This is a genomic window from Lysobacter sp. ESA13C, from assembly GCF_019970005.1.
Lineage (GTDB): Bacteria > Pseudomonadota > Gammaproteobacteria > Xanthomonadales > Xanthomonadaceae > Lysobacter > Lysobacter antibioticus_B.
In genome coordinates this window covers 60,859-82,507 of the sequence record NZ_JAHXYK010000015.1, presented here as the reverse complement: position 1 = coordinate 82,507, position 21,649 = coordinate 60,859, and the positions used below count along the sequence as shown (strand labels likewise).

The window sequence follows — 21,649 nt, the reverse complement described above, 5'->3', positions numbered from 1 at the left end:
TGCGGCCGAGGGCCGCGCATGATCGTCCGCCGCCGCGTCCGAAGCTGTAGGGAAACTGTGCGGGTGGCCCGCACAGGCCGTGTCGTATCTCGGCATGGAACCTGCCGGCCAAGGCGGCAGTGTTGTGACCGTCGCCACACTCTCCACGGCGATAAAGCGCGCGATGGCCGCCGTGGACCGTGAGCCACGTCTGTTGCTTATGTCGCCGCCGCAGCGCGCGACCGCTCGAATCGACCCGACCCGGGCGTCCCTCCCGCCATCCGCAAGCGCCACGAGGACGCCATGCCCCAATCGCCTACCCCGCCTACCCCGCCCGGCCCGCCGAACCTGCTCGTCATTCTGGTCGACCAGTTGCGTTTCCCGCGTTTCGCTTATGGCCCCGATGGCGGCTTCGCGCCGGGCTTGAAGGAGATCGTGGGCTTCCAGGGCGAACCCGAAGCCGACAACGCCTATCGCGATTTCTTTCCCGGGCTGTGGTCGCTGCGCCAGCACTCGGTGGTGTTGCGCCGCCACACCATCGCGTCCTCGGCCTGCATTCCCAGCCGCACCGCGCTGATGACCGGACATTACGGCGCGCGCACCGGCGTGACCCAGACCGACGGTTTGTTCAAGAACGGCGATGCCGCCGCGTTTCCCTGGCTCGCCGCCGACGGCATTCCGACGCTCGGCCACTGGTTCCGCGGCGCCGGCTACAAGACCCATTACTTCGGCAAGTGGCACGTCAGTAATCCGCCCGGCCACAGCCTGCAGGAGTACGGATTCGACGACTGGGAGTTGTCCTGGCCGGAGCCGCACGGTTCCAGCATCAACAACCTCGGCGCCTACCGCGACATCGGCTTCTGCGACCTGGTCTGCGGCTTCCTGCGCGGCCAGGGACTGGGTCTGCCGTACAACCGCAGACTCGCGCAACACGATCAAAGCCATCCGCTATCGCCCGATCCGAGCACCGATCCGAAGCCCTGGCTCGCCGTCGCTTCGTTCGCCAATCCGCACGACATCGCCACCTATCCGGGTTTGCCGCGCGGGCTCGATCCGAACGCGCCGCCGCTCGGCCCGCTGCCGGTGCCGGCGCAAGGCACGCGCAGCAACCCGCCGACCGCCGGCAGCCTGCAGTTCGAGCTCAACCCGCAGGGCTTTCCGCAGGACAATGCCAACGTGCCGCCGAGCATGGACGAGGCGCTGCTCAACAAGCCGAGCTGCCAGTTCGACTACGCCTACAAGATGGGGCTGGCCCTCGCCGCCAAGAGCGGGCTCGCCGCGCAGGACCAGGCCGGCCTCGACGCGGTCAACGCCGCACTCGCCGCGGGCATTCCGTTCCAGCTCACCCGCGACCCCGAACAGGCCGCGTTGCGCTTCGTTCAGTACTACGCTTGGCTGCAACACCTGGTCGACGGACACATCAAGCGGGTACTCGATGCGCTCGACGAATCCGGACAGCGCGAGAACACCATCGTCGTGTTCCTGGCCGACCATGGCGAGTACGGCGCCGCGCACGGCTACATGATCGAGAAATGGCACACGGCCTATCAGGAAGCCCTGCACGTACCGGTGGTGATCCACTCGCCGCGGGTCAATGCGCAAGCCGACATGCGCCAGATCGATGCGCTGACCAGCCACGTCGACATCGTGCCGACCCTGCTCGGCCTGGCTGACGTGGGCGAGGAAGAAGTCGCGAAGATCCGCGAAACCCTGCGCGAGACGCGCCCGGTGCCGCCGTTCCCCGGGGTCGACCTGAGCGCGGTGATCCACGGCCGCGAAACCGTGCCGAAGGAGCCCGACGGCCGTCCGCGCGAAGGCATCCTGTTCGCCACCGACGACGAGATCACCGAACGCCTGCGCGGCCATCTCGACCCGCATCAGCTGCATTCCGACCGCGAGTTCAAGACCTTCCTCGAGATGGTCGAGGTGGTGCGCGACGGCAGCAGCCCGCTGCCCTACAACGGCCCGGTGCCGCAGCTGGCCCCAGGGCCGGTGCGCCAGCCCAACCATGTGCGCTGCGTGCGCTCGGGCGAGTGGAAGCTGGCGCGCTATTGGGACCCGAGCGGCGGCGAAGCCGATCAATGGGAGCTTTACGATCTCGAACACGACGGCTGCGAGCTGACCAATCTGCTGGTCACCGATGCCCGCTTCCCGACGCCGATCCCGGCGCTGCCGTCGCCGTACACCGATGCGCAGATCGTCGACACCGCCGAGCGCCTGTACCGGCTGATGCAACGCTACGAAAAGGAAATGCTGTCCACGCCCGAGCAGGACACCGTGGCTGCAGCGGTCGCCTGAGCGCGCGCGCCAGCCTGGCCATCATCGCCCCGACCCGGCGAACCGGGTCGGGAACTTACCCCGATCACTCCAATCCGGCGAACCGGATCGGGAACTTGCCCTGATCGCTCCAACCGGGCGAACCGGGTCGGTAGCCGGCCCTGATCACTCCGCCGCGGTGGCCCCGGGCCGGAGCAGCGCCACGACAAGTTCGCTGCGGCCGCCTGCCCGCGCGCACGATGGCCCATCGGTTCGTCTACCCTGTGCCCAGCCCGCGCGGCCCCGGCTCGTGCCCGCAAGCGCGAGGCGCGCCCTCCCGCACTGCCTACGTGCCGACCGAGCCGCCGGCTCCGTGTCGCCGCGTTCCGATCGCTCAGCCCAAGGAAGCCGCATGACCGCTTACGTTCGCCCCGCACCGCGCGCCCGTCGTACCCGCACCGCGCTCGTCTGCGCGCTGGCCTTGCTGATCGGGCCGTGGTCGGCACAGGCGGCGACCGATATTCCGTCGCAGGCGCGGATCAAGGCCGCGGTCGATAAGGCCTATGCCGCGGCCAAGGACAACACCGCGGGCAAGAACGCCGACTACATCCCGGCCCTGGCCGAAGTACCCTCGGGCCTGTTCGGCATCGCGGTGGTCACGGTGCAGGGCAAGGTCTACACGATCGGCGACGCCGGCGTCGAATTCGCCATCGAATCGGTCTCCAAGCCCTTCGCTGCCTCCTGGGTGATCGAGAAGAAAGGCGAGCAGTGGCTCGAAGACAAGATCGGCGTCAACCAGACCGGCATGCCGTTCAACTCCATCCTGGCGCTGGAAGCGCACGCCCAGACCAAGCCGGCGATGAACCCCTTGGTCAACGCCGGCGCGATCGCCATCGACAGTTGGATCGAACCGGCTGAACCGGTGGCGCGCTGGGCGACGATCTCGCAGCTGATGAACGACTACGCCGGCCGCACGCTCAGCCTCAACCAAGTCGTCTATGAATCCGAAGCCGGCAGCAACGAACACAACCGCGCGATCGCGCGCCTGCTGAAAGGCTACGGCACGCTCGACGGCGATCCGGAAGTCGCGCTCGACCTCTACACCCGCCAGTGCTCGATCAACGTCACCGCCAAGGACCTGGCGGTGATGGGCGCGACCCTGGCCAACGGCGGCAGCAACCCGGTCACCGGCAAGCGCATCGTCGGCTCCGACACCGCCGAGCGGACGCTCGCGGTGATGTCGACCACCGGTCTGTACGAAACCACCGGCGCCTGGACCTGGAACGTCGGCCTGCCGGCCAAGTCCGGCGTCGGCGGCGGCATCGTCGCGGTCGCGCCCGGCAAGTTCGCCATCGCCACCTTCGCCCCGCCGCTCGACGAAGCCGGCAACTCGGTCAAAGGCCAACAGGCGATCGAATCCATCGTGCGCGAACTGATCGGCGCCGGCGTGTTCGAAACCGGGCATTGATCGGACGGCCGTCGAGCATTCGGCCGACGCGCCGAGCGTCGACGACGCGCAGGGCGCCGCAGGCCCCTCGGCAAAACGAAGGGCTCCCGCGGGAGCCCTTCGTTCGTTCGATTCATCGATAGCCGATCATCATGATCGGAAGGGTCGCGGCGGGATTTACTTCTCCGTCGCCGCCGCCAGTTCCTCGAACACGCTCTTGCCGACCGAGGCCGACAGATGGTTTAGGCCCATGACGATGTTGGACGAGGTGTCGGAGACTTCGAACTCCTTGCCTGCATGGCGCACGCGCAGGCCGAGCCGATCGCGGCCGGCCATGATCCCGAACATCACCCGCACGCCGGGCGGGCGCTGGCGGATATCGATGATCGCGACGTCGGCCACGTCGGTCTCCGATACGTTCAGCCAACGCTCGTTCGCTTGTTCGACGTAGGCCTGCTCGATCAGCGGAGGCACCTTGTCGTTGTGCTCGCATTCGCCGCAGTCCCAGCGGATGTTCAACTTCGGCACAGTGCGGCGCGACGCCAAAGCGTTGCTGGCGTCGGCAGCCGCGGTCGCGTGGGCCCTCGCGGCTTCGGCGGCTTCGGCCGCTGCCTCGGCGGCGGCCACAGCTGCCGATCGACTCTCCGTCTCGGCACCCTGCTGCGCCATCGCAAACGGCGACGCCGTCGCGGCGACGAACCACACCAAGGAAAACAGAACGTCCTTGCTCATACAGTCCCTCGTTCGAAGATTCGGCCCGGGGTCGGCCATGTCGCGGCGGACTCACGCCTGTATTCGGCGTCCGATGCCCCCGCATCCCCGCGCGGATCATAGCAGCCGCTCCCAGGCCGGCAGAGATGCCGGACCCGCTCTCGGATGACTGCCCCGGCAGAGATGCCGGACCTGCTCTCGGATGACCGCCCCGGCGGAGATGCCGGACCCACTCTCGGACGACTGCCCCGGATTCGCGAACGCATGCCATAAACATGCCGCTCGTCGATCGATTAGGCTCGCATCGTCGCCGCCTCGCTTCCCGCCGGAGGCGCCGCCGCCCGCCTTCGGCCTGCGTTCACTGACGGAGGCGCAAACCAGATGTCTGCTTCGATGGATGCCACGCCGTGACCAGAAAACTCGCCTGCCTGTGCCTGCTCGCGCTGCTGCTCGGCGGATGCCGCACCGGTCCGAATGAACGCACACCCGAGAAGACCCTGCCGATCGAAGCGCCGCTGCCGCCGAGCGTCACGCCCGGCGAGTTTCTGATCGAGGCCGACAAGCTCGACACCTGGAACGCGCTCGGCCAGATCGCGGTACGCACGCACGGCGTCGAGTACGAAGGCCGGGCGCAGATCATGGATCTCTACAGCCTGCGTTATCGCGGGGTCGCGTTCATGGCGCTGACCAAGTCGGTGCTGTTGTCGGACACGATCAAGCGCACCACCACCCGGGTCACCGCGACCACGCTGGACGGCAAGCCGATCGACAGCAAGCCGGTAACGGAGTTTCTCTCCCTGCTGCAACGCGAGCTGCCGGCGGAGATCGAAAGCGTGCGCGCCAAACAGGCAGCGCAGAAGAAGGCCAAGGCTAAAGGCAAGGCGAAGGCGAAGAAGAAAAAGAAGAAGTGAAACAGGCGCGGGCCAAGCCCGGCCGGATCTGACCCAGGGGCGCGCATTCCAGTCGCGCCTTGATGCCCCGCGCGGTGCGCGGCTCGTTTCCGCTATCGTTGTTGCGGAGCCTTTTCAACACAACGCACCGCCCGAGTCGTTACCGCCACGCAGGGGCTGCAGCGGCGCTGTCTACGCGGACGACCGTGCTCGCTCAGGCCTGGTGGATCTCGATCTCGCCATCGAAGCCGTTCGCTTGCGCGGGCGGGACGTTGCCCGGGAGCGCGCCGAGCACGGCACCACCGGCGACCTTGCCCGGCGGCAGCGCCGCCTTGCCGTTCATCGCGCTCGGCAGTGACGGCACCACGAAACCCGCCGGAAAGGCCGCGACCGCGCTCATCGGGTAAGTACCGAGATTCGCTGCGGCCGTCGCGGTCGATACGTTGACCGGTTTCAAAATTCTCACCGCGCGCCAGAGGATGCGAATGAATTGGGGCGCGTAGGAATACAGGTTCTGCGTGTTGGTCGTAGCCGCATCCGAGAACGGATTCGCCGAGCTCTGCACGCAGCAATAGAGGCAGTACCAGGCGTCGCGCTGGCCGCCGACTTCGTAGTGATAACTCGCAGCAAGAAAGGCGTCCATATAGGCTTCGACGCTCGCCTTATTCGAGTGCGCCAGCGCAGTCAGCGGCACGAGGTTCTGCCAACTATTGCCGGCACCGCCCCAGCGCCCGTTGAGCATGTGCGCGCGGATCCAAGTGTTGAGGTTGTCCTGGGTAAACGTCAGCGGCGGCCCGCCGGCCAGCAACTGGTCCCAGGGCGCTCCGCCCGCGGTCGGCACGTTGTTGCCCTGCTGCCCGGGCATGATCAGATCGGGGCCGAGCACGGCCGTGGCCGACGTGGCACCGAAATTCGCGGCTTGGCGGACCGCGACCGGCCCGGTCCGATATTGCGTCGCGACTAAGATGGGCTGGTTGGTGCTCCAACGCGGGTTGTTGGGCGCACCGGTGTAGACGATCCTGCTCATAAGGGCTTCCTGTCGGTCATGGCCCCGGGCATCGGAACCGGATACGCAACCGACACGTTACTCCCACGTTGGGCGACTGTCCGCAGCGCAGATCGCTTCAAGCCCTCGCAGATGGACGCAAGGCCATCGCGTGGCGACGGCCCGCCCGAATATGCACCGCATCGGACGCGATGTCCTGATTCGGCTGCGCTTTGCGTTCACGAGATCGCCTTCGCAGGAAAGCGGAGTGGCCGCCGCCCTCGCACGCCGACCGACTCAGTTCTGGTGGACTTCGATGCCGCCGTCGAAACCGTTCCCTTGCGCGGCGGGGAAGTTGCCCGGCACCGCGCCAAGCACCGCGCCGCCGGCGGCATTGCCGGGAGGCAGCGTCGCCGTGCCGTTCATCGCGTTCGGCAGCGGCGGCACCGCGAAACCCGCCGGGAAAGCCGCCACAGCATTCATCGGATAAGCACCGATGTTCGCCGCGGCCGTCGCGGTCGATACGTTGACCGGTTTCAGAATCCTCACCGCGCGCCAAAGGATGCGGATGAACTCGGGCGCATAGGAATACAGGTTCTGGTTGTTGGTCGTGGTCGCATCCGAGAACGGATTCACCGAGCTTTGCACGCAGTAGTAGAGGCCGTACCAGGCGTCGCGTTGACCGCCGGTCTCGTAGGCGTAACTCGCGGCGAGGAAGGCGTCCATATAGGCCTCGACCGTCGCGTGGTTGGCGTTCGCCCCGGTCGTGAGCGGCACCAGGTTCTGCCAGGTATTGCCCGGGCCGCCCCAACGCCCGTTGATCATGTGCCCGCGGATCCAAGTGTTGACGTTGTCCTGGGTGAAGGTCAGCGGCGGCCCGCCGGCCAATAACTGATCCCACGGCGCACCGCCGGCGGTCGGCACGTTGTTGCCCTGCTGCCCCGGCATGATCAGATCGGGTCCGAGGATCGCGGCCACCGCCGATGCGCCGAAGTTGGCGATCTGGCGGACCGCTACCGGTCCGGCCTGGTACTGCGCGCCGAGAAAAATCGGCTGGTTGGTGCTCCAGCGCGGATAGTTCGGCGCACCGGTGTAGATGATTCTGCTCATGATGGCTACCTGTCGGGTCGTGGAATCGGCGATCGAAACCGGATGCCGCACAGGGCACATCGCTCTCACGGTGCGCAGCGGTCCGAAGCGGCCGCCGTCGCACCGTCCCATCGTTGTGGGATTGGAATACGGAGTCGCGCGACGGCACGGGCTCGCTCGGTAGAAACGCAGAGGCCGTCGCGTTGTGAAATCAGCGCTGCGCAGCAGTTGCCGGGAAAGCTGCAGCGCGTATGCCCGAATCAGCGCAACACGATCAACAGCACGCCGGTGATGGCCAGGACTGCGGACCAGGCCCGGCTGGCCGCCGCTCCGCTCAGACGATGGGCCTGCGCGGCGATGCCGCGCGACACCGCAGCGGCGATGACGCCGGTGGTGGCCAGGGTCGCGGCCATGTGCACCGCGACGGCGGCGAGCGCAAGAATCATCGAACCCGAGGCGGTGATCTCACGCGCCGGACTGCCGGACAAACACATCGGCACCAAGGCCGGCACCAGCATCAAGCCGCTGCCGTGCATGGTCGCCATCAGGAACGACCAGAGCGCGATGCCGGCGCCACCAACACGCACGTCGCGCGGCGCGCGCTGTCGGGCGCCGCGCAGCCACCGGTACGAGGCCACGCACAGCAGCAGGGCGCCGGCGACGCCCTGGACTTGCGCACGTTCCATCTTCAGCCCCTGCGCGAACGCACAGGCCACGATCGCGATCGACAGCGCGTGGCCGATCGCGATCGGCAACAGCGCGCGCCATACCTGGGTCCTGTCGCGCACGCCGCAAGCGGCGGCGAACATCCAACCGGTCGCCGGGCTCAACCCGTGCAGGGCGCCGAGCCCGGCGACCACCATCCACGGCCACAGACTCGCCATGACGCCTTCCTCGAAACCAGATCGGCGGGCTCAGTCCGGCGGGTTCAGTCGTGCGTCCGGCAGCACGAACCGGGCGCGGCCGTCGGCGTTGCCGCGGATGCAGGCTCGTAGCGGTCGTGGTGCCGCACCCATTCCATCGGATAGCTCAACGCCTCTTCGTTGCGGCCCTTGGGCGTGAGATCGATCAGCGGATAGGCGCCCATCATCACCTCCACGCCGCGCCCGAACCGCGAGTAGGTATGGAAGACCTCGCCCGCCTCGTCCTTGTAGAACACGCTGACGCCGGGCGCTTCCACGTGCGGGAACGCTTGCACGGTGTAGTTGTAGGGCACCTCGCCGCTTGCGACTTCCTCGGCGGTGAAGCTGACGCCGAAGTCATGATTGAAATCGTTGCCGTGCGACGACACCCAGGAAAACTTCCAGCCCATGCGCTGACGGAAGCGTTCGATATCGGCCAGCGGCGCGCGCGAGACGACCACCAGGCTGACGTCGCGTTGCGCCAGGTGCGGGTTGGCGCCGTCGTTATGGTCGGCCATGTAGGAACAGCTCTTGCAGCCCTGCTCCCAACCCGGCGCGAACATGAAGTGCTGCACCAACAACTGACGACGGCCGTCGAACAGTTCGGCGAGGCTGCGCGGGCCTTGCAAGGTGTCGAAGACATAGTCCTTGTCGACGCGCACCCAGGGCAGCGCGCGTCGCGCGCCGGCGATCTCGTCGCCGAGGCGCGTCAGTTCTTTCTCGCGCGCCAGCAACTTCATGCGTTCGGCCGTCCAGCGATCCCTGGATACGACGGGGTGATGGAGGGCATTCAATTCGGCAGTGACGGTGTTCATGGCGTGCTCCCAGGCTCGATGAGCCGAATGATGTTGAAATGGCGTGGATTTCGATCAACGCACCGCTCACCCCGCGAGGCGTGGCGATTGCGTCGGGTACTCGATCGTCGAGGCGAACGCATCCATCGGCACAGGCGTGTTCGGCCTGTGCGCTGAGTTCGTCGGCAAGCTTCGCTTCGGCGTCGGCTGAAGAGCTCGGACGCTGCCCCGTGCTCGAGACAGGCCAAGCGAGCGATGTCGCTTCGCTGTCCGCCGCCTGCCGCGACGGCGGACGAGCGCCTGCGATCAGGCCGCGGCGCGTCCCGGACGTCGCACGGCGCGGACTTTTCCGCTGCCTCCGCCGCCGCAATAGAACAGGTCTGCGCCATCGGACTCGAGCCCGCTGACGTTGACGCCCGGCGGCAGCTCCAGGCACTCCAGCACCGTGCCGTCGGCGGGGTCGATGCGGCGAAGCTCGCTGTCGTCGCCTTCCCAGGTGGCATGCCACAGCTCGCCGTCGACCCAGGTCACGCCGGTGACGAAGCGATTGGACTCGATCGAACGAATCACCGCACCGGTTTGCGGGTCGACCTGGTGGATCTTGCGATCGCGGTACTGGCCCACCCACAGACTGCCTTCGGCCCAGGTGAGCCCCGAATCGCCGCCGTTGCCCGGCGCCGGAATCGAGGCGACGACCTTGCCGGTGGCGGGCTCGATCTTGTCGATGCGGGCCTCGGCGATCTGGTACAGGTAGGTGCCATCGAAGGCCGTGCCTGCATCGCAGGCGACGTCGAGCGAGTCCATGGGCTCGCCGCTGGCCGGGTCGAAAGCGACCAACTTGGCCCCGGTCGCGGCCCATACCCGGCGGCCGTCGTAGGTCACGCCGCCTACCCGCTCGGTGCCGCCGAACGGCCCGTACTCGCGCACGACCTGCGCTGCACGCGTGGTGGCCGGGCGGCTGCCGGGTTTGTTTGCGTTGCTGCTCATCGCTGGCTCCTCGTGGCGCAAGTCGGGTCGGCGCCTGGAAACGACTCTATTCAATCGGCAGCGCGGCCGGGAGTAACAAGATCGTCGTGAATCCGGCCAGGGGCGGCGCCAACCAACGTTGCGCCCGCGCGCGGCCGATCGAACGCACCCGTCCGGCGGCTTCGAGCTCGGCCAGCGCACGCTGGACGGTGCGCTGACTGGCGCCCAGCGCCAGCGACAGGGCCGAAGTCGACCAGGCCGCGCCATCGGAAAGCAGCGCCACCAGCGAGGCCTGCTCGCCGTCGATCGGCGGCGCCAGCACGACGACGGCGCGCCCCTCGTGCGGCTTGAGGACGAAGCCGCGCGCGCTCGCCTCGATCTGCGCGAAGCGGCCGATCAGCGAACGCAAGCGGCCGATCTCGACACGCAGTCGCGCGCGATGGGTCTCGTCGGGACGGCGCGTGCGGAATGCACGCTCGATCAGGACTTCCCGCTCGACATCGCCCGGCCAGGCCTCAGCGAGCGCGAGCGCCAAGGCGAACAACACCGGCCGCCGCGTCAGCGCTTGCCACGACCCGCCGGCACGAATTCCGCGACGGCAAGCGTCGACCACCAGCGCATCCGAGTCCATCAGCGCGGCCACTTCGTCGAGGCGCAGCGCCTGCTCGCCATCGACGGAAAGCCGGCGAGCGGCGGGACGGTCGAGCGCCCGCCGCGCCTCGGCCACCTCGGCCGACAACGCCGGCACGCCGGCGCGAGCTGCGGCCGCCTGCGCGCGATCGAGCGCCGCGCGCGCGACCTCGGTATGCAACGAACGCAGCGACAACTCGGCGGAAGTCAGCTCGGCCATCGCCGCAAGCGACGCCGGCAAAGGCTGCGCATCGAGCTTCGCCAACGCAGCCGCGGCCTCATCGAGCCGGCCGAGCAACAACAAACGGCGCGCCGCGATCAACCACGCCTGCAGCGCATTGGCGCGATCGGCCCGCGCCTCCAAGGTCGCTGCCGCGGCGGTCAAGGCCCGCGGCGAACCGCCGAGATCGCGCATCGCCAGCGCCACCTCGGCCTCGGCCACCACGCAACGCGCCCGCGCCAATTCCTCGTGACTGCCGAAACCGCGCACCGCACGCCGCAACAGCTCGCGGGCGCGCGGATGATCCCCGAGCTGAGCCATGGCGATACCGCGCAAGGCCAAGGCCGGCGGATCGTCGCGCAGCGCGACCCGCTTGAGCGCACCTAGCGCATCGCCGGCGGCGAGTGCGCGTGCGGAGGCGGCGATCAGGGAATCCATGGGGACAGGCTACCTCGCGGCAGTCTCCGGCGTTTGTGACTGTTTCGGTGCGGGGAGCCGGCAGTTCGAAATTGGCCCTATGACCGCGTCAGCAGCGGACTGCACCATGAATCTCCCACTGGTGCGCGGCCACGGCATCGACACTGATCCGTCAGACGCTACTGGCAAGCTTCGGCAACAGGAAAAACCCGACCGCCACGGCCCCGAGCAGGAAAACGCCGACGTGGTAGTTGACGATGGCGAGCGACGAAACCCAGTACAGCTTGGACTCGCGCGACTTGGCGAGAAGCATCGAGCCACGGATAGCGCGATCCCGCCAGGCGGCTGCGACCTCGCCCATCAATGGCTACCGCGCCTGCGCAGGGTACCCGGGTGGAGGCCATCGCAGACGGCGGAGCCCTGATGGCACGCCGGGGTCGTCGGCATCGGTCGTCAGCCAGAGCCTGCCTTGTTCATCGAAAGCGATTCCCTCCACCTTGAAGCCGCCGTCCAACTGGCCCGTCCACGCCACCTTGCCGCTCGGCTCGCAGGCCACCAACACGGCCCCGGCGCATCGACCGTCGTCGTAGGCATTCGAGGTATTTTCCGCCACGGCGCTGAGCAACCAGCCGCCGTCCTTGAGAGGAGTCGCATCGGTAATGCCGATAGGTACCTCGCCTATCCGGCCCAGATCGAGTTCGGTGAAACGCACCGGCGGCACCTCTGCCGTGTCCTCATCGGCCAGTAGAAAATCGATCGTCAGGGCCAGGTCGAGGCGGAAGCATCCGTTCACCGGCGTGCTCCGGTTCGCCCGGCTGAACAAGCACAAGTCGTCGCCCTGCACGAGCCCGGCCTCGATGTTCAACTCTCCGACATGACGGCGCAGCACCTCGTGCAGTCGCGCCAAGGAGACCGCTCGCGCGGCGCCCGCAAGGCCGCCGTTCGCGGCGAGGCCGACGACATAAGCGAAGTCGCGTTGCGCACGCGAACCGGAGCCCCAGGCAACCAACATCGGCGCACGACCCTTGTCCCCCGGCACATGGAAGAGCGCCTCCAGGTCTCTCTTATGGCGCTTCCGCTCCGCGGGATCCGTCGGCAGCGGCGCGTCCAGCAGCGGCAACATCCGCAACGCTCCGGCCTCTACATCGGCGCTTCGCAACGCGACCAGGTGATGCTCGTCGTCGGCGACGATGTAGAACCAATCGCCCACAATCGCCAGGCCGCTGGCCGAGCTGATATGCGGCTGTCCCCGGGGATGCGAGGCCGGGTCGATTTCCAAGGAGCGAACTAGCGTCGAGAGGATCATTGCTGGAGGGAATACGAGATTTCGCATTATGTCCACTCAGGGTCGTGGGCGGCCCTGGTTGGCCAATGCCCCGCTGCGTAACGGCCATAATACGTCGCTGGACCGACGTACCCGCTTCTCTCACCCCGGAAATGAGGCGGCTAGCAAGACAGGCACCGTCGGTTGTGCGGTACGCCTTAGCCACGCTCCAGCCTATGGGGATCTGAGCAATCCGGAATCGACTTCGGTTGGCGAATGATGCCTTCGACATAGCGGGAAAAACCGGGGCTTGCGAAGCTGCTCTCGGCCGCAAGCCGTGTGCCGGAAAAGGAAATGGGGCTCCACAGAGCCCTATCTGGTTACCAACAACGGCCGTACACCCAACTAGCGCCTTCGGGGGCGCACACACAGATATAGGTTTTCCCGGGAAGACCCCTCTCCCCGCACCGGGCGAGAGGGACCGTTCCTCATGCTGCCGTCGAAGCTGGCAATCTCGAGCGGCCGCTTATTGATAACGCGCAACGACGAAGTTCGCTGGCGAGTTGCCATAGCCCGCTACTACGATTTTGCCGTCGCCTTGCAGGGCGAGCCCTTGAACAGCGGCATTCGCGCTGCCGACGCTGGTGGCGACGGGCCCGAAGCTGGTGTCCTGGTTGCCGTACTGGTCGTAACGATTCAAGGTCAACTGGCGGTAGCTGCCCGCCTTGGAGTAGCCGCCGACAATGATTCCCCCGTTGGCGTCGATGGCGACATCGCTGCCGATCGCATCGCCGCTGCCGATAGCGGTAAGGACCTTGCCGGTGCCGGATCCAAAGTAGCTGTCCAGCGCGCCGGTGCTCGTGTAACGAACGGCAGCAAATCGGTAGTAGCCGGCGCTCGTGCTTTTCGCGTAACCAGCAGCGACGATGTTGCCATCGCTTTGAATCGCCAGCGAAGTGGCGATGGCGGAGTTGCCGGTGGAAGTGCCGTCCACATTGGTCAGGACTTTACCGCCGGTGCCGAACGTAGTGTCCAGCGCGCCATTCGTGGTGTACCGCGTCAACGCGAAGACGGTGCCGCCGCTCGACGCGTAGCCGGCCAACACGGGTTTGCCATCCGCCTGGACGACCAGGCTGTTGGCGAAGGCCGAGCCGGTACCCACCGTCGAGGTGACGGTGCCGGAGCCGCTGCCGAAGCTGTAATCCAAGGTCCCGCCGCTGGTAAGACGCGCCAGCGCAAAGCCGGAACCGGCATAGCCCGCAACCCAGATCGAGCTGCCCTGTACGGCAACGGCGTTGGCTTCCGAAGCGCCCGCGTAGAAATTGACGGTCGCCTTGCCCGAGCTGCCGAAAGTGGTGTCCAGCGAACCGTCCGTGTTGTAGCGATAAACGGTGAAGTTGCGGGTGGAGGTGAAGTTCGGGCACGAGGTGCCTGCGACGACGATCTTGCCGTCCGCCTGCAGGGCGAGTGCGCGCGCCTGTCCCGAGCAACTGCCCGATGGCGTGGTGGTGACCTTGCCGGTGCCGTTGAAGCTCGTATCCAGCGCGCCACTGGTCGTATAACGCGCGAGTGCGAACTCGCCGAGGGCGGTCTGGCCGGCGGTGACGATCCGTCCGTCCGGCTGGATGACCACCCGGGCGGCAGCGCCGTAGTTGCCGAATGCCGCGGAGGTGATGCCTGCCGAACCGAACGTCGGGTCCAGCGAGGCGGCCTGTGCGGGTGTTGCAAGTGCGCTGATGGCGCTGATGGCGATGCCAAACGATATCTTCATCGTGTCGCTGATCACTGCTGACTCTCCTTGTTGACTGCGATTGAATCCATTCTTGGCTCGACTCATACACCGCCGCCTGCCGTACAGCGGCGGTGTGACGAGTGCGCAAGATATTGCAGGCGGCTGCGAGGCGGCGCTGCTTGCCAAAGGTATCCGTGTTTGATTACGGCTATCGCGCAAGTAGCCGTGCAGCGCGGTGTGGATTGATCTCTCGCATTGACGGTCCGTCCCCGTAGTCGCACTGCCCTTTTACTGCCCCTGTTTCCCGGTTCAGAACATGCTTATGTATGCGATGCCGAACTGGCTCCAGGCTCTGCGCGACATTCACTGGATACCCCGTTGCTAAGTGTGCCCCAGGCAAGTCTCCGTCGTTGAGACGTTCCGGAGACAGCGACCACCCAACGCTTGGGTGCACTGAACCCAATCTTTCGTAGCCACCGCGGTCCGCTTTAGGCAGAAGCAGTTCGTCAAAAAAGAGTGGGGCTCCGGAGAGCCCCACAGGTACTGGCAACTTCTAGGCAACCGTATTAGCGACTTCTGGGTCCCCACAGCGGCTTAAGGCTCGCGCATATCAGATGCACTTCGTCGCGAGCCAGGCCACCCTCACCCGCACTTCGAATACCCACAGTTCAAGCACGTCGCACACCCGTCCATCAGGACCAGGGCCTTCGTGCTGCACTTGTGGCACAGGGTCGCGGTCGGCGGGAAGGAGGCGCCTTCGCCGGTCACGGCGACGTCTTCGCTGCGCGACTCGACGGCCGCGGATGCGGCGGCCGGGATTACGTCAGAGTTTTTTTTTGAGCCGCGCTGCTCGTAGGCGGCGCGCTTTTCGGCGATGAGGGCGCGCTGGGCGTCGCTCATTTCCGGGTCGTGGATCATGCCGATCGACTTGAGGTGGTCCTCGACGATGGCGCCCATCTCGGCGACCAGAGACGGCATGTAGACGCCGCCGGCCTTGAAATAACCGCCGCGGGGGTCGAACACGGCCTTCATTTCGTCGACCAGGAAGGTCACGTCGCCGCCCTTGCGGAACACGGCGGACATGATGCGGGTCAGCGCGACGATCCACTGGAAGTGGTCCATGTTCTTCGAGTTGATGAAGATCTCGAAGGGACGGCGCGACTCGTGCTCGGTGCCGGCGTTGAGGACGATGTCGTTGATGGTGACGTACAAGGCGTGCTCGAACAGCGGCGATTTGATCTTGTAGGTGGAGCCGATCAGGATCTCGGGGCGCTCGATGCGCTCGTGCATCTGGATGACGTCGGCGACCGGCAGTTCGTCGGCCTTGGCGGCCGCGGCGGCGCTGGCTGCGGAGGCCTTCGCGGCTTCCTTGGTCTTGTCTTCCAGGCTGACGACGCTGTAGCCCTTGATTTTCTTTTCGATCTTGACGGCCATGGGCCCGACTCCTGGTGCTTCGTGCTTGTTCTTGTGTGGTGGCGCTGAACGGGTGACGCGGATACCTCAGGGGACCGGACGGTTCCGGCCGGCGGCCGTCGCCCCGACCCTCTCCCGCGACGCGGGAGAGGGCGGAAACGCGAGGCGCCTATCGATCAACGCTTCTTCGCGGCTTTCTTGGCGGCCTTCTTCGCCGGTGCCTTCTTGGTCGCTTTCTTGGCGGCCTTCTTCACGGCACCCTTCTTGGCGGCGGCTTTCTTGGCGGGCGCCTTCTTGGCCGCTGCCTTCTTCGCCGGAGCCTTCTTGGCGGTCGCCTTCTTGACGGCCTTGGCCGCCTTCTTCGCTACCTTCTTGACCGCCTTGGTCGCCTTCTTCGCGGCCTTCTTCACGGCTTTCTTGGCCGTGGCTTTCTTGGTCGCTTTCTTGGCGGCCTTCTTCGCAGCCTTCTTGGCCGGCTTCTTGCCGGTGGCCTTGGCCTTCAGCGCGGTCGCTTCCTTCTTGGCCTTGGCGCTGGCGGTCGCGAGCTTCTTCTTGGCCGTACCGACGGCCTTCTTGGCGGCCTTGCGGGCCTTGGTCGCGGTCTTCTTGACCGAAGCCACGGCTTCCTCGGCGCGGTTGGCGATGGCGCTGCCGATGTTGGACGCCGTTTCTTTGACGTTCTCGGCGGCCTGGGTCAGGGTCGCCGTCACTCCATTACCGTTGCTCATGGTGCCCTCCTCGTGGGCGTTTTTTCTAATGGGCGGTACGTACGCGGTACGTGTAATCGGGGTCTTGCCGGAGCGATGCTATACCTGCTGCGCGGGCGTAGACAGGGGTCGGTCTTCAGCGCCCGAGGCCGTCGCGGCGAAACCTGGCGGATGAACGCGGAATCGGCCTGAATTCCGCGTCCGGCGTAACGGCCGCCGTGCCCGTACTGCGTGATCGTACTGACTTGCCGCGCGCGCCCGGCGGACCGGGCGGGCGCTCAAGTGCGCCGATCAGAACTTGCCGTAATAGCCTTCCTTGAGCGCGTCGAACAGGTTCGCGGCGGTGTGCATCTCGCCGTCGTACTCGATCTGCTCGTTGCCCTTGACCTCCAGCACGCTGCCGTCTTCAAGCTCGAAGCGGTAGGTGGTGTTTTCCAGGTCGGCTTCCTTGACCAGCACGCCCTGGAAGGCGGCAGGGTTGAAGCGGAAGGTGGTGCAGCCCTTGAGGCCCTGCTCGTGGGCGTAGAGGTAGATGTCCTTGAAGTCCTCGTACGGGTAGTCCGTGGGGACGTTCGCGGTCTTGGAAATCGAGCTGTCGACCCACTTCTGCGCGGCCGCCTGGACGTCGACGTGCTCCTTCGGGGTGATGTCGTCGGCGGAAATGAAGTAGTCGGGCAGCTTGGCCTCGGCTTCCTCGCTGAACGGCATCGCCTTGGCGTTGATCAGCTCGCGGTAGGCCAGCAGCTCGAAGGAATAGACGTCGACCTTTTCCTTGGACTTCTTGCCTTCGCGGATGACGTTGCGGCTGTAGTGGTGGGCGAACGAGGGCTCGATGCCGTTGGAGGCGTTGTTGGCCAGCGACAGGGAAATGGTGCCGGTCGGGGCGATCGAGCTGTGGTGGGTGAAGCGGGCGCCGATGTCGGCCAGTTCCTCGACCAGCTCCGGGGCCACGCCGGCCACCCGCTGCATGTAGCGCGAGTACTTGGCGTGCAGGACCTTGCCCGGGATCTCCTGGCCGATCTTCCAGCCGTCGGCCTTCATCTCCGGGCGCTTGCGCAGCATCTCGGCGGTGACGGCGAAGCGCTCTTCCATGATCGGGGCCGGGCCCTTCTCCTTGGACAGGGCCAGGCCCATTTCCCAACCGGCCACGGCCATTTCGCGGGCGATGCGGTCGGTGAACTCGCAGGACTCGGCCGAACCGTACTTCATGCGCAGCATGGTCACAGTGCTGCCCAGGCCGAGGAAGCCCATGCCGTGGCGGCGCTTGCGCATGATCTCGGCGCGCTGCTGTTCCAGCGGCAGGCCGTTGACCTCGACCACGTTGTCGAGCATGCGGGTGAACACGCGCACGACTTCCTTGTATTCCTCCCAATCGAACTCGGCCCGATCGGTGAAGGCGTTGCGGACGAACTTGGTCAGGTTGACCGAGCCCAGCAGACAGGCGCCGTACGGCGGCAACGGTTGCTCGCCGCAGGGGTTGGTCGCGCGGATGGTCTCGCACCACCAGTTGTTGTTCATCTCGTTGACGCGGTCGATCAGGATGAACCCGGGCTCGGCGTAGTCGTACGTCGAGACCATGATCATGTCCCACAGGTGGCGCGCGCGGATGTGGCCGTAGATCTTGCACGCGACCAGGCCGTCCTCGCGGACCACGTAGTTGCGGGTGGTCGGCCAGTCGCGCCAGACGACCTGGTTCGGGTCTTCCAGGTCGACGTCGCCCTGTTCCTTGATGTTGACCGGGAACACCAGCGGCCAGTCGGCATCGGTCTTGACCGCCTCCATGAAGCCGTCGGTGATCAGCAGCGACAGGTTGAACTGGCGCAGGCGGCCGTCTTCGCGCTTGGCGCGGATGAAGTCCTTCACGTCCGGGTGGCTGACGTCGAAGGTGCCCATCTGCGCACCGCGGCGGCCGCCGGCCGAGGACACGGTGAAACACATCTTGTCGTAGATATCCATGAAGGACATCGGACCGGAGGTGTAGGCGCCGGCGCCGGCGACGAAGGCGCCGCGCGGACGCAGGGTGCTGAATTCGTAGCCGATGCCGCAGCCCGCCTTGAGGGTCAGGCCGGCTTCGTGGACCTTCTCGAGGATGCCGTCCATCGAGTCTTCGATGGTGCCCGAGACGGTGCAGTTGATCGTCGAGGTGGCGGGCTTGTGCTCCAGCGCGCCGGCGTTGGAGGTGATGCGGCCGGCCGGGATGGCGCCGCGGCGCAGCGCCCAGACAAAACGCTCGTACCAGTACTGTTGCTTCTCGGCGCTGGGCTCGGCGTCGGCCAGGGCGCGCGCGACGCGCTGGTAGGTGGCGTCGATATCGCTATCGACCGCTTCGCCGCTCTTGGTCTTGAGGCGGTATTTCTTGTCCCAGATATCCTGGGACGCGGGTTGCAGGGCGATGTCTTTATCTGCCACCGCGTTCTTGACCGCCTCGAGGCGCACCGTGCTCATGCCTGTTTCGTCTCCTGAATCTTGACGGCGGGCCGTTCGGTTGCGCCCGCCATCGGTGGTTTCTTTTTGTACGTGGTAACCGGGGTTTATCTAAAGCCGGTGTCTGTCTGAGGTGGTGCGTGTTGCGGGTGGAACGGGTCTTCGTCGAGACCTGGGTCGAATCGGTAACCGGGGCGTTGCGTTCGCTCTACTGCCGTCAGCTGATCCATGTATCTATCGAGTCGCGCGTGTACAGCGTGTTGCGGGATGTCGCGGTTATTGCCGCCTGGCGCCGGCAGGCCGGAACCGGGTCTCGGAGCCGCCGCCAGCCCCCGCCGACGGCGACGCACGCGTTCGCGTTGATTACGCGCCACGTGCGGTATTTGGCTGGTCTTTGCGGTTCGCGCCTGTTCCCGTCATGCGCCCGCTCGCTATCAAGGCTACGCACCGACCGACCCAAGCTGAACCCCTATGCTTGGGCTCCTTCCACGAAGCCGACCACTAGATGTTGTGGCGTCGCAGAGACTTCAAGCTACGCCCGGTGTTTCTGGAAGTCAACGGCTTTTTGATGGCTATCACGCTTTGTCGGTGTTGGCGCGGTCACGCATTCCAATTTCGGCGCGACCCGGCGCGGCGTCCGCGCGGACGCCGTGGCGACACGATACGCGCGGGTACTTCATCGGCTATTTATTCGCATTCTCCGACACTGGCCGCGACACTGAACGAGATCGCGCCGACGCGGTCCAAGCTCCTGCCGGCGCCCCCCTGCCGGCGCGCGGGCTTGATCGCCCGCGGCAGCGTCACGATCTGGGTTCTGCCCTCTTTCCCTTCCACCGTTGACCGGAACAGCGACTCGATGCGCCCCTTGCCGACCCTGCTGACCCTTGCCCTCGCCGCCGCCTTCGGCGGCTTCGCCGCCACCGCGATCCGCGAGGGGCTGCAAACGCCGGCCCAGGCGTCGCCGGCCGCCGCGGCCCTGCCGCTGCCGACCGCGGGCGCGTTGCCGGCCTCGGTCGGCGGCCAGCCGGTGCCGTCGCTGGCGCCGATGCTGCAGCGGGTCACCCCGGCGGTGGTCAGCGTGCACACCAAACAGACCGTGCGCATCCGCAACCCCTTCGCCAACGACCCGTTCTTCCGCCGCATGTTCCCGAACATCCCACAGGAGCGGATCAACGAATCGCTGGGCTCGGGCGTGATCATCGACGCCAAGAACGGCTACGTGCTGACCAACCACCACGTCATCGAAGGCGCCGACGAGGTCTCGGTGACCTTGGCCGACGGCCGCACCATCAAGGCCGACTTCGTCGGTTCCGACCCCGACACCGACATCGCCCTGATGCGGGTGCCGGCGCAGAACCTCAGCGCGATCAGCCTGGCCGACTCGGACGCGCTGCGGGTCGGCGATTTCGTGGTCGCGGTCGGCAACCCCTTCGGCATCGGCCAGACCGTGACCTCGGGCATCGTCTCGGCGGTCGGCCGCAGCGGCCTGCGCGGCCTGGGCTACCAGAACTTCATCCAGACCGACGCCTCGATCAACCCGGGCAATTCGGGCGGCGCGCTGGTCAACCTCAACGGCGAACTGATCGGCATCAACACCGCCAGCTTCAACCCGCAGGGCAGCATGGCCGGCAACATCGGCCTGGGCTTCGCGATCCCGGCCAACCTGGCGCGCAACATCAAGGACCAGCTGATCGCCAACAACGGCGTCGTGCGCCGCGGCAGCCTCGGCCTGGAATCGCAAGACGTGACCCCGCAGCTCGCCGCCGGCCTCAAGCTCGGCGAACCGCGCGGCGCTCTGGTCTCGCGCGTGTTCGCCGGCAGCGCCGCGGCCGCGGCGGGCCTCAAGCCCGGCGACGTGATCCTGACCGCCAACGGCCAGCGCGTCGACGGCCGCGACGCCTTGCGCAATTTCGAAGGCCTGCAGGCGATCGGCAGCAAGATCGCCTTGGAAGTGCTGCGCGACGGCCAGCCGCTGCAGCTCACCGCAAGCCTGCGCGAACAGGCCAAGGCGCTCGCCGGCGCCGAACTCGATCCGCGCCTGGGCGGCGCGACCTTCGCCGAGCTGCCCGAACGCCTGCGCCAGTCCGGTTTCTCCGGGGTGGTGGTCGAAAGCGTGGCCCGCGGCAGCCGCGCCGAAAAGAACGATCTGCGCAAGGATGACGTCATCGTGGCCGCCACCAGCGGTCAGTTCGACGATCTTCCGGGTTTCCGCGCGAGCTTCACGCGGGCTCCGGCACAGTTGGTATTGCGAATCGTGCGCGGCAATCGTCGCGGCGATCTGCAGATGCAGTAACGTCGCGGGGCATCCTGCGCCGTTGCCATCGGCATGAATGCGCGTCGCACCGCGGCGCGATCCGATCAATGCCGCCGAGGGCCGGGACCGCCCGGCACGTCGACGGCCCGCTCGAACCCTGGACTCGTTCAGCGGTTCATCCATGCAGCACGGAGGAACACCACGATGACCCCCACTTCGACCGACGCCATCAAGACCAACCTCGGCCAGGCCGGCACCCACCTCAAGCAGGCGGCCAGCGACGCAGGCGAAGCCATCCGCAGCGCCGCCGGCGTCGCGGGCGAGGAGCTCAAGCTCGGCAAGGCCAATGTGAAGTCCGACCTCGCCGACAGCGCGCTGGCCGGCATCGCCGCCGCCGAACATGCCGGCGGCGCCGCGCGCGAGCAGGTCGATGCACTCATGGACAAGGGCCGCGACCTGATCGAAAGCGCCGCCGAACTCGTGCGCGAACGGCCGCTGGCTTCGTTCGGCGTCGCCTTCGCGGCCGGCTTCATCATCGCCAAGCTCGCCCGCGGCAGCGACAAGTAAGC

The 21,649-nt window shown here is 66.7% G+C and carries 19 protein-coding genes; 6 read left to right on the top strand and 13 right to left on the bottom strand.

From position 1 onward, the window contains the following. Positions 1–282: 282 nt before the first annotated feature. Together LC490_RS23060 and glsA are read left to right on the top strand one after the other, a co-directional pair. Positions 283–2,277: a sulfatase-like hydrolase/transferase gene (locus tag LC490_RS23060; RefSeq protein WP_223621746.1), complete on the top strand. Its 1,995-nt coding sequence runs from the start codon at positions 283–285 to the stop codon at positions 2,275–2,277. Between the two features lie 370 nt (positions 2,278–2,647). Further along, the gene (gene glsA, locus LC490_RS23055) at positions 2,648–3,703 is read left to right on the top strand and encodes a glutaminase A (RefSeq protein ID WP_223621745.1); all 1,056 of its coding nucleotides are present in this window, start codon (positions 2,648–2,650) and stop codon (positions 3,701–3,703) included. A gap of 156 nt (positions 3,704–3,859) precedes the next feature. On the opposite strand, the gene LC490_RS23050 is transcribed toward glsA, so the two are convergent. Then, on the bottom strand, positions 3,860–4,453 hold the full coding sequence (locus tag LC490_RS23050) for a hypothetical protein (protein WP_223621744.1): 594 nt from the start codon (positions 4,451–4,453) through the stop codon (positions 3,860–3,862). 347 nt (positions 4,454–4,800) lie between these two features. On the opposite strand from LC490_RS23050, the gene LC490_RS23045 reads away from it, so the two are divergent. Further along, positions 4,801–5,304, top strand: a complete 504-nt coding sequence (locus LC490_RS23045; protein WP_031372031.1) for a hypothetical protein — start codon at positions 4,801–4,803, stop codon at positions 5,302–5,304. A gap of 193 nt (positions 5,305–5,497) precedes the next feature. On the opposite strand, the gene LC490_RS23040 is transcribed toward LC490_RS23045, so the two are convergent. The 4 genes from LC490_RS23040 to LC490_RS23025 form a co-directional block, all read right to left on the bottom strand. Beyond that, positions 5,498–6,310, bottom strand: coding sequence for a hypothetical protein (locus tag LC490_RS23040; RefSeq protein ID WP_223621743.1), 813 nt, complete (start codon positions 6,308–6,310; stop codon positions 5,498–5,500). A gap of 255 nt (positions 6,311–6,565) precedes the next feature. Continuing rightward, positions 6,566–7,378, bottom strand: a complete 813-nt coding sequence (locus LC490_RS23035) for a hypothetical protein (protein WP_031372033.1) — start codon at positions 7,376–7,378, stop codon at positions 6,566–6,568. A 239-nt stretch (positions 7,379–7,617) separates the two neighbouring features. After that, positions 7,618–8,241: a hypothetical protein gene (locus LC490_RS23030; protein WP_223621742.1), complete on the bottom strand. Its 624-nt coding sequence runs from the start codon at positions 8,239–8,241 to the stop codon at positions 7,618–7,620. A 44-nt stretch (positions 8,242–8,285) separates the two neighbouring features. Then, entirely contained in the window at positions 8,286–9,074 is a 789-nt protein-coding gene (locus LC490_RS23025) for a thioredoxin family protein (protein ID WP_031372035.1), read from the bottom strand. Between the two features lie 43 nt (positions 9,075–9,117). On the opposite strand from LC490_RS23025, the gene LC490_RS23020 reads away from it, so the two are divergent. Beyond that, a complete protein-coding gene (locus LC490_RS23020) occupies positions 9,118–9,264 on the top strand; it encodes a hypothetical protein (RefSeq protein WP_223621741.1) in 147 nt (48 codons plus the stop codon). Positions 9,265–9,359: 95 nt separating this feature from the next. On the opposite strand, the gene LC490_RS23015 is transcribed toward LC490_RS23020, so the two are convergent. The 8 genes from LC490_RS23015 to LC490_RS22980 form a co-directional block, all read right to left on the bottom strand. Next, a complete protein-coding gene (locus LC490_RS23015) occupies positions 9,360–10,040 on the bottom strand; it encodes a PQQ-binding-like beta-propeller repeat protein (RefSeq protein ID WP_051884953.1) in 681 nt (226 codons plus the stop codon). Between the two features lie 46 nt (positions 10,041–10,086). Continuing rightward, positions 10,087–11,307, bottom strand: a complete 1,221-nt coding sequence (locus LC490_RS23010; RefSeq protein ID WP_223621740.1) for a helix-turn-helix domain-containing protein — start codon at positions 11,305–11,307, stop codon at positions 10,087–10,089. A gap of 151 nt (positions 11,308–11,458) precedes the next feature. Beyond that, positions 11,459–11,647: a hypothetical protein gene (locus LC490_RS23005; RefSeq protein ID WP_223621739.1), complete on the bottom strand. Its 189-nt coding sequence runs from the start codon at positions 11,645–11,647 to the stop codon at positions 11,459–11,461. 6 nt (positions 11,648–11,653) lie between these two features. Beyond that, the gene (locus tag LC490_RS23000) at positions 11,654–12,565 is read right to left on the bottom strand and encodes a hypothetical protein (protein WP_223621738.1); all 912 of its coding nucleotides are present in this window, start codon (positions 12,563–12,565) and stop codon (positions 11,654–11,656) included. A gap of 511 nt (positions 12,566–13,076) precedes the next feature. Next, complete coding sequence (locus LC490_RS22995) at positions 13,077–14,336, bottom strand: delta-60 repeat domain-containing protein (RefSeq protein ID WP_223621737.1); 1,260 nt, start codon at positions 14,334–14,336, stop codon at positions 13,077–13,079. Between the two features lie 588 nt (positions 14,337–14,924). Beyond that, positions 14,925–15,716, bottom strand: coding sequence for an NrdJb (locus tag LC490_RS22990; protein WP_223621736.1), 792 nt, complete (start codon positions 15,714–15,716; stop codon positions 14,925–14,927). 155 nt (positions 15,717–15,871) lie between these two features. Continuing rightward, positions 15,872–16,423, bottom strand: coding sequence for a hypothetical protein (locus LC490_RS22985; RefSeq protein ID WP_223621735.1), 552 nt, complete (start codon positions 16,421–16,423; stop codon positions 15,872–15,874). Positions 16,424–16,693: 270 nt separating this feature from the next. Further along, on the bottom strand, positions 16,694–18,847 hold the full coding sequence (locus LC490_RS22980; protein ID WP_223621734.1) for an adenosylcobalamin-dependent ribonucleoside-diphosphate reductase: 2,154 nt from the start codon (positions 18,845–18,847) through the stop codon (positions 16,694–16,696). 835 nt (positions 18,848–19,682) lie between these two features. On the opposite strand from LC490_RS22980, the gene LC490_RS22975 reads away from it, so the two are divergent. Beyond that, positions 19,683–21,119, top strand: a complete 1,437-nt coding sequence (locus tag LC490_RS22975; RefSeq protein ID WP_031372043.1) for a Do family serine endopeptidase — start codon at positions 19,683–19,685, stop codon at positions 21,117–21,119. A 165-nt stretch (positions 21,120–21,284) separates the two neighbouring features. Next, positions 21,285–21,647, top strand: coding sequence for a hypothetical protein (locus tag LC490_RS22970; protein ID WP_031372044.1), 363 nt, complete (start codon positions 21,285–21,287; stop codon positions 21,645–21,647). The last annotated feature ends 2 nt before the right edge of the window (positions 21,648–21,649 follow it).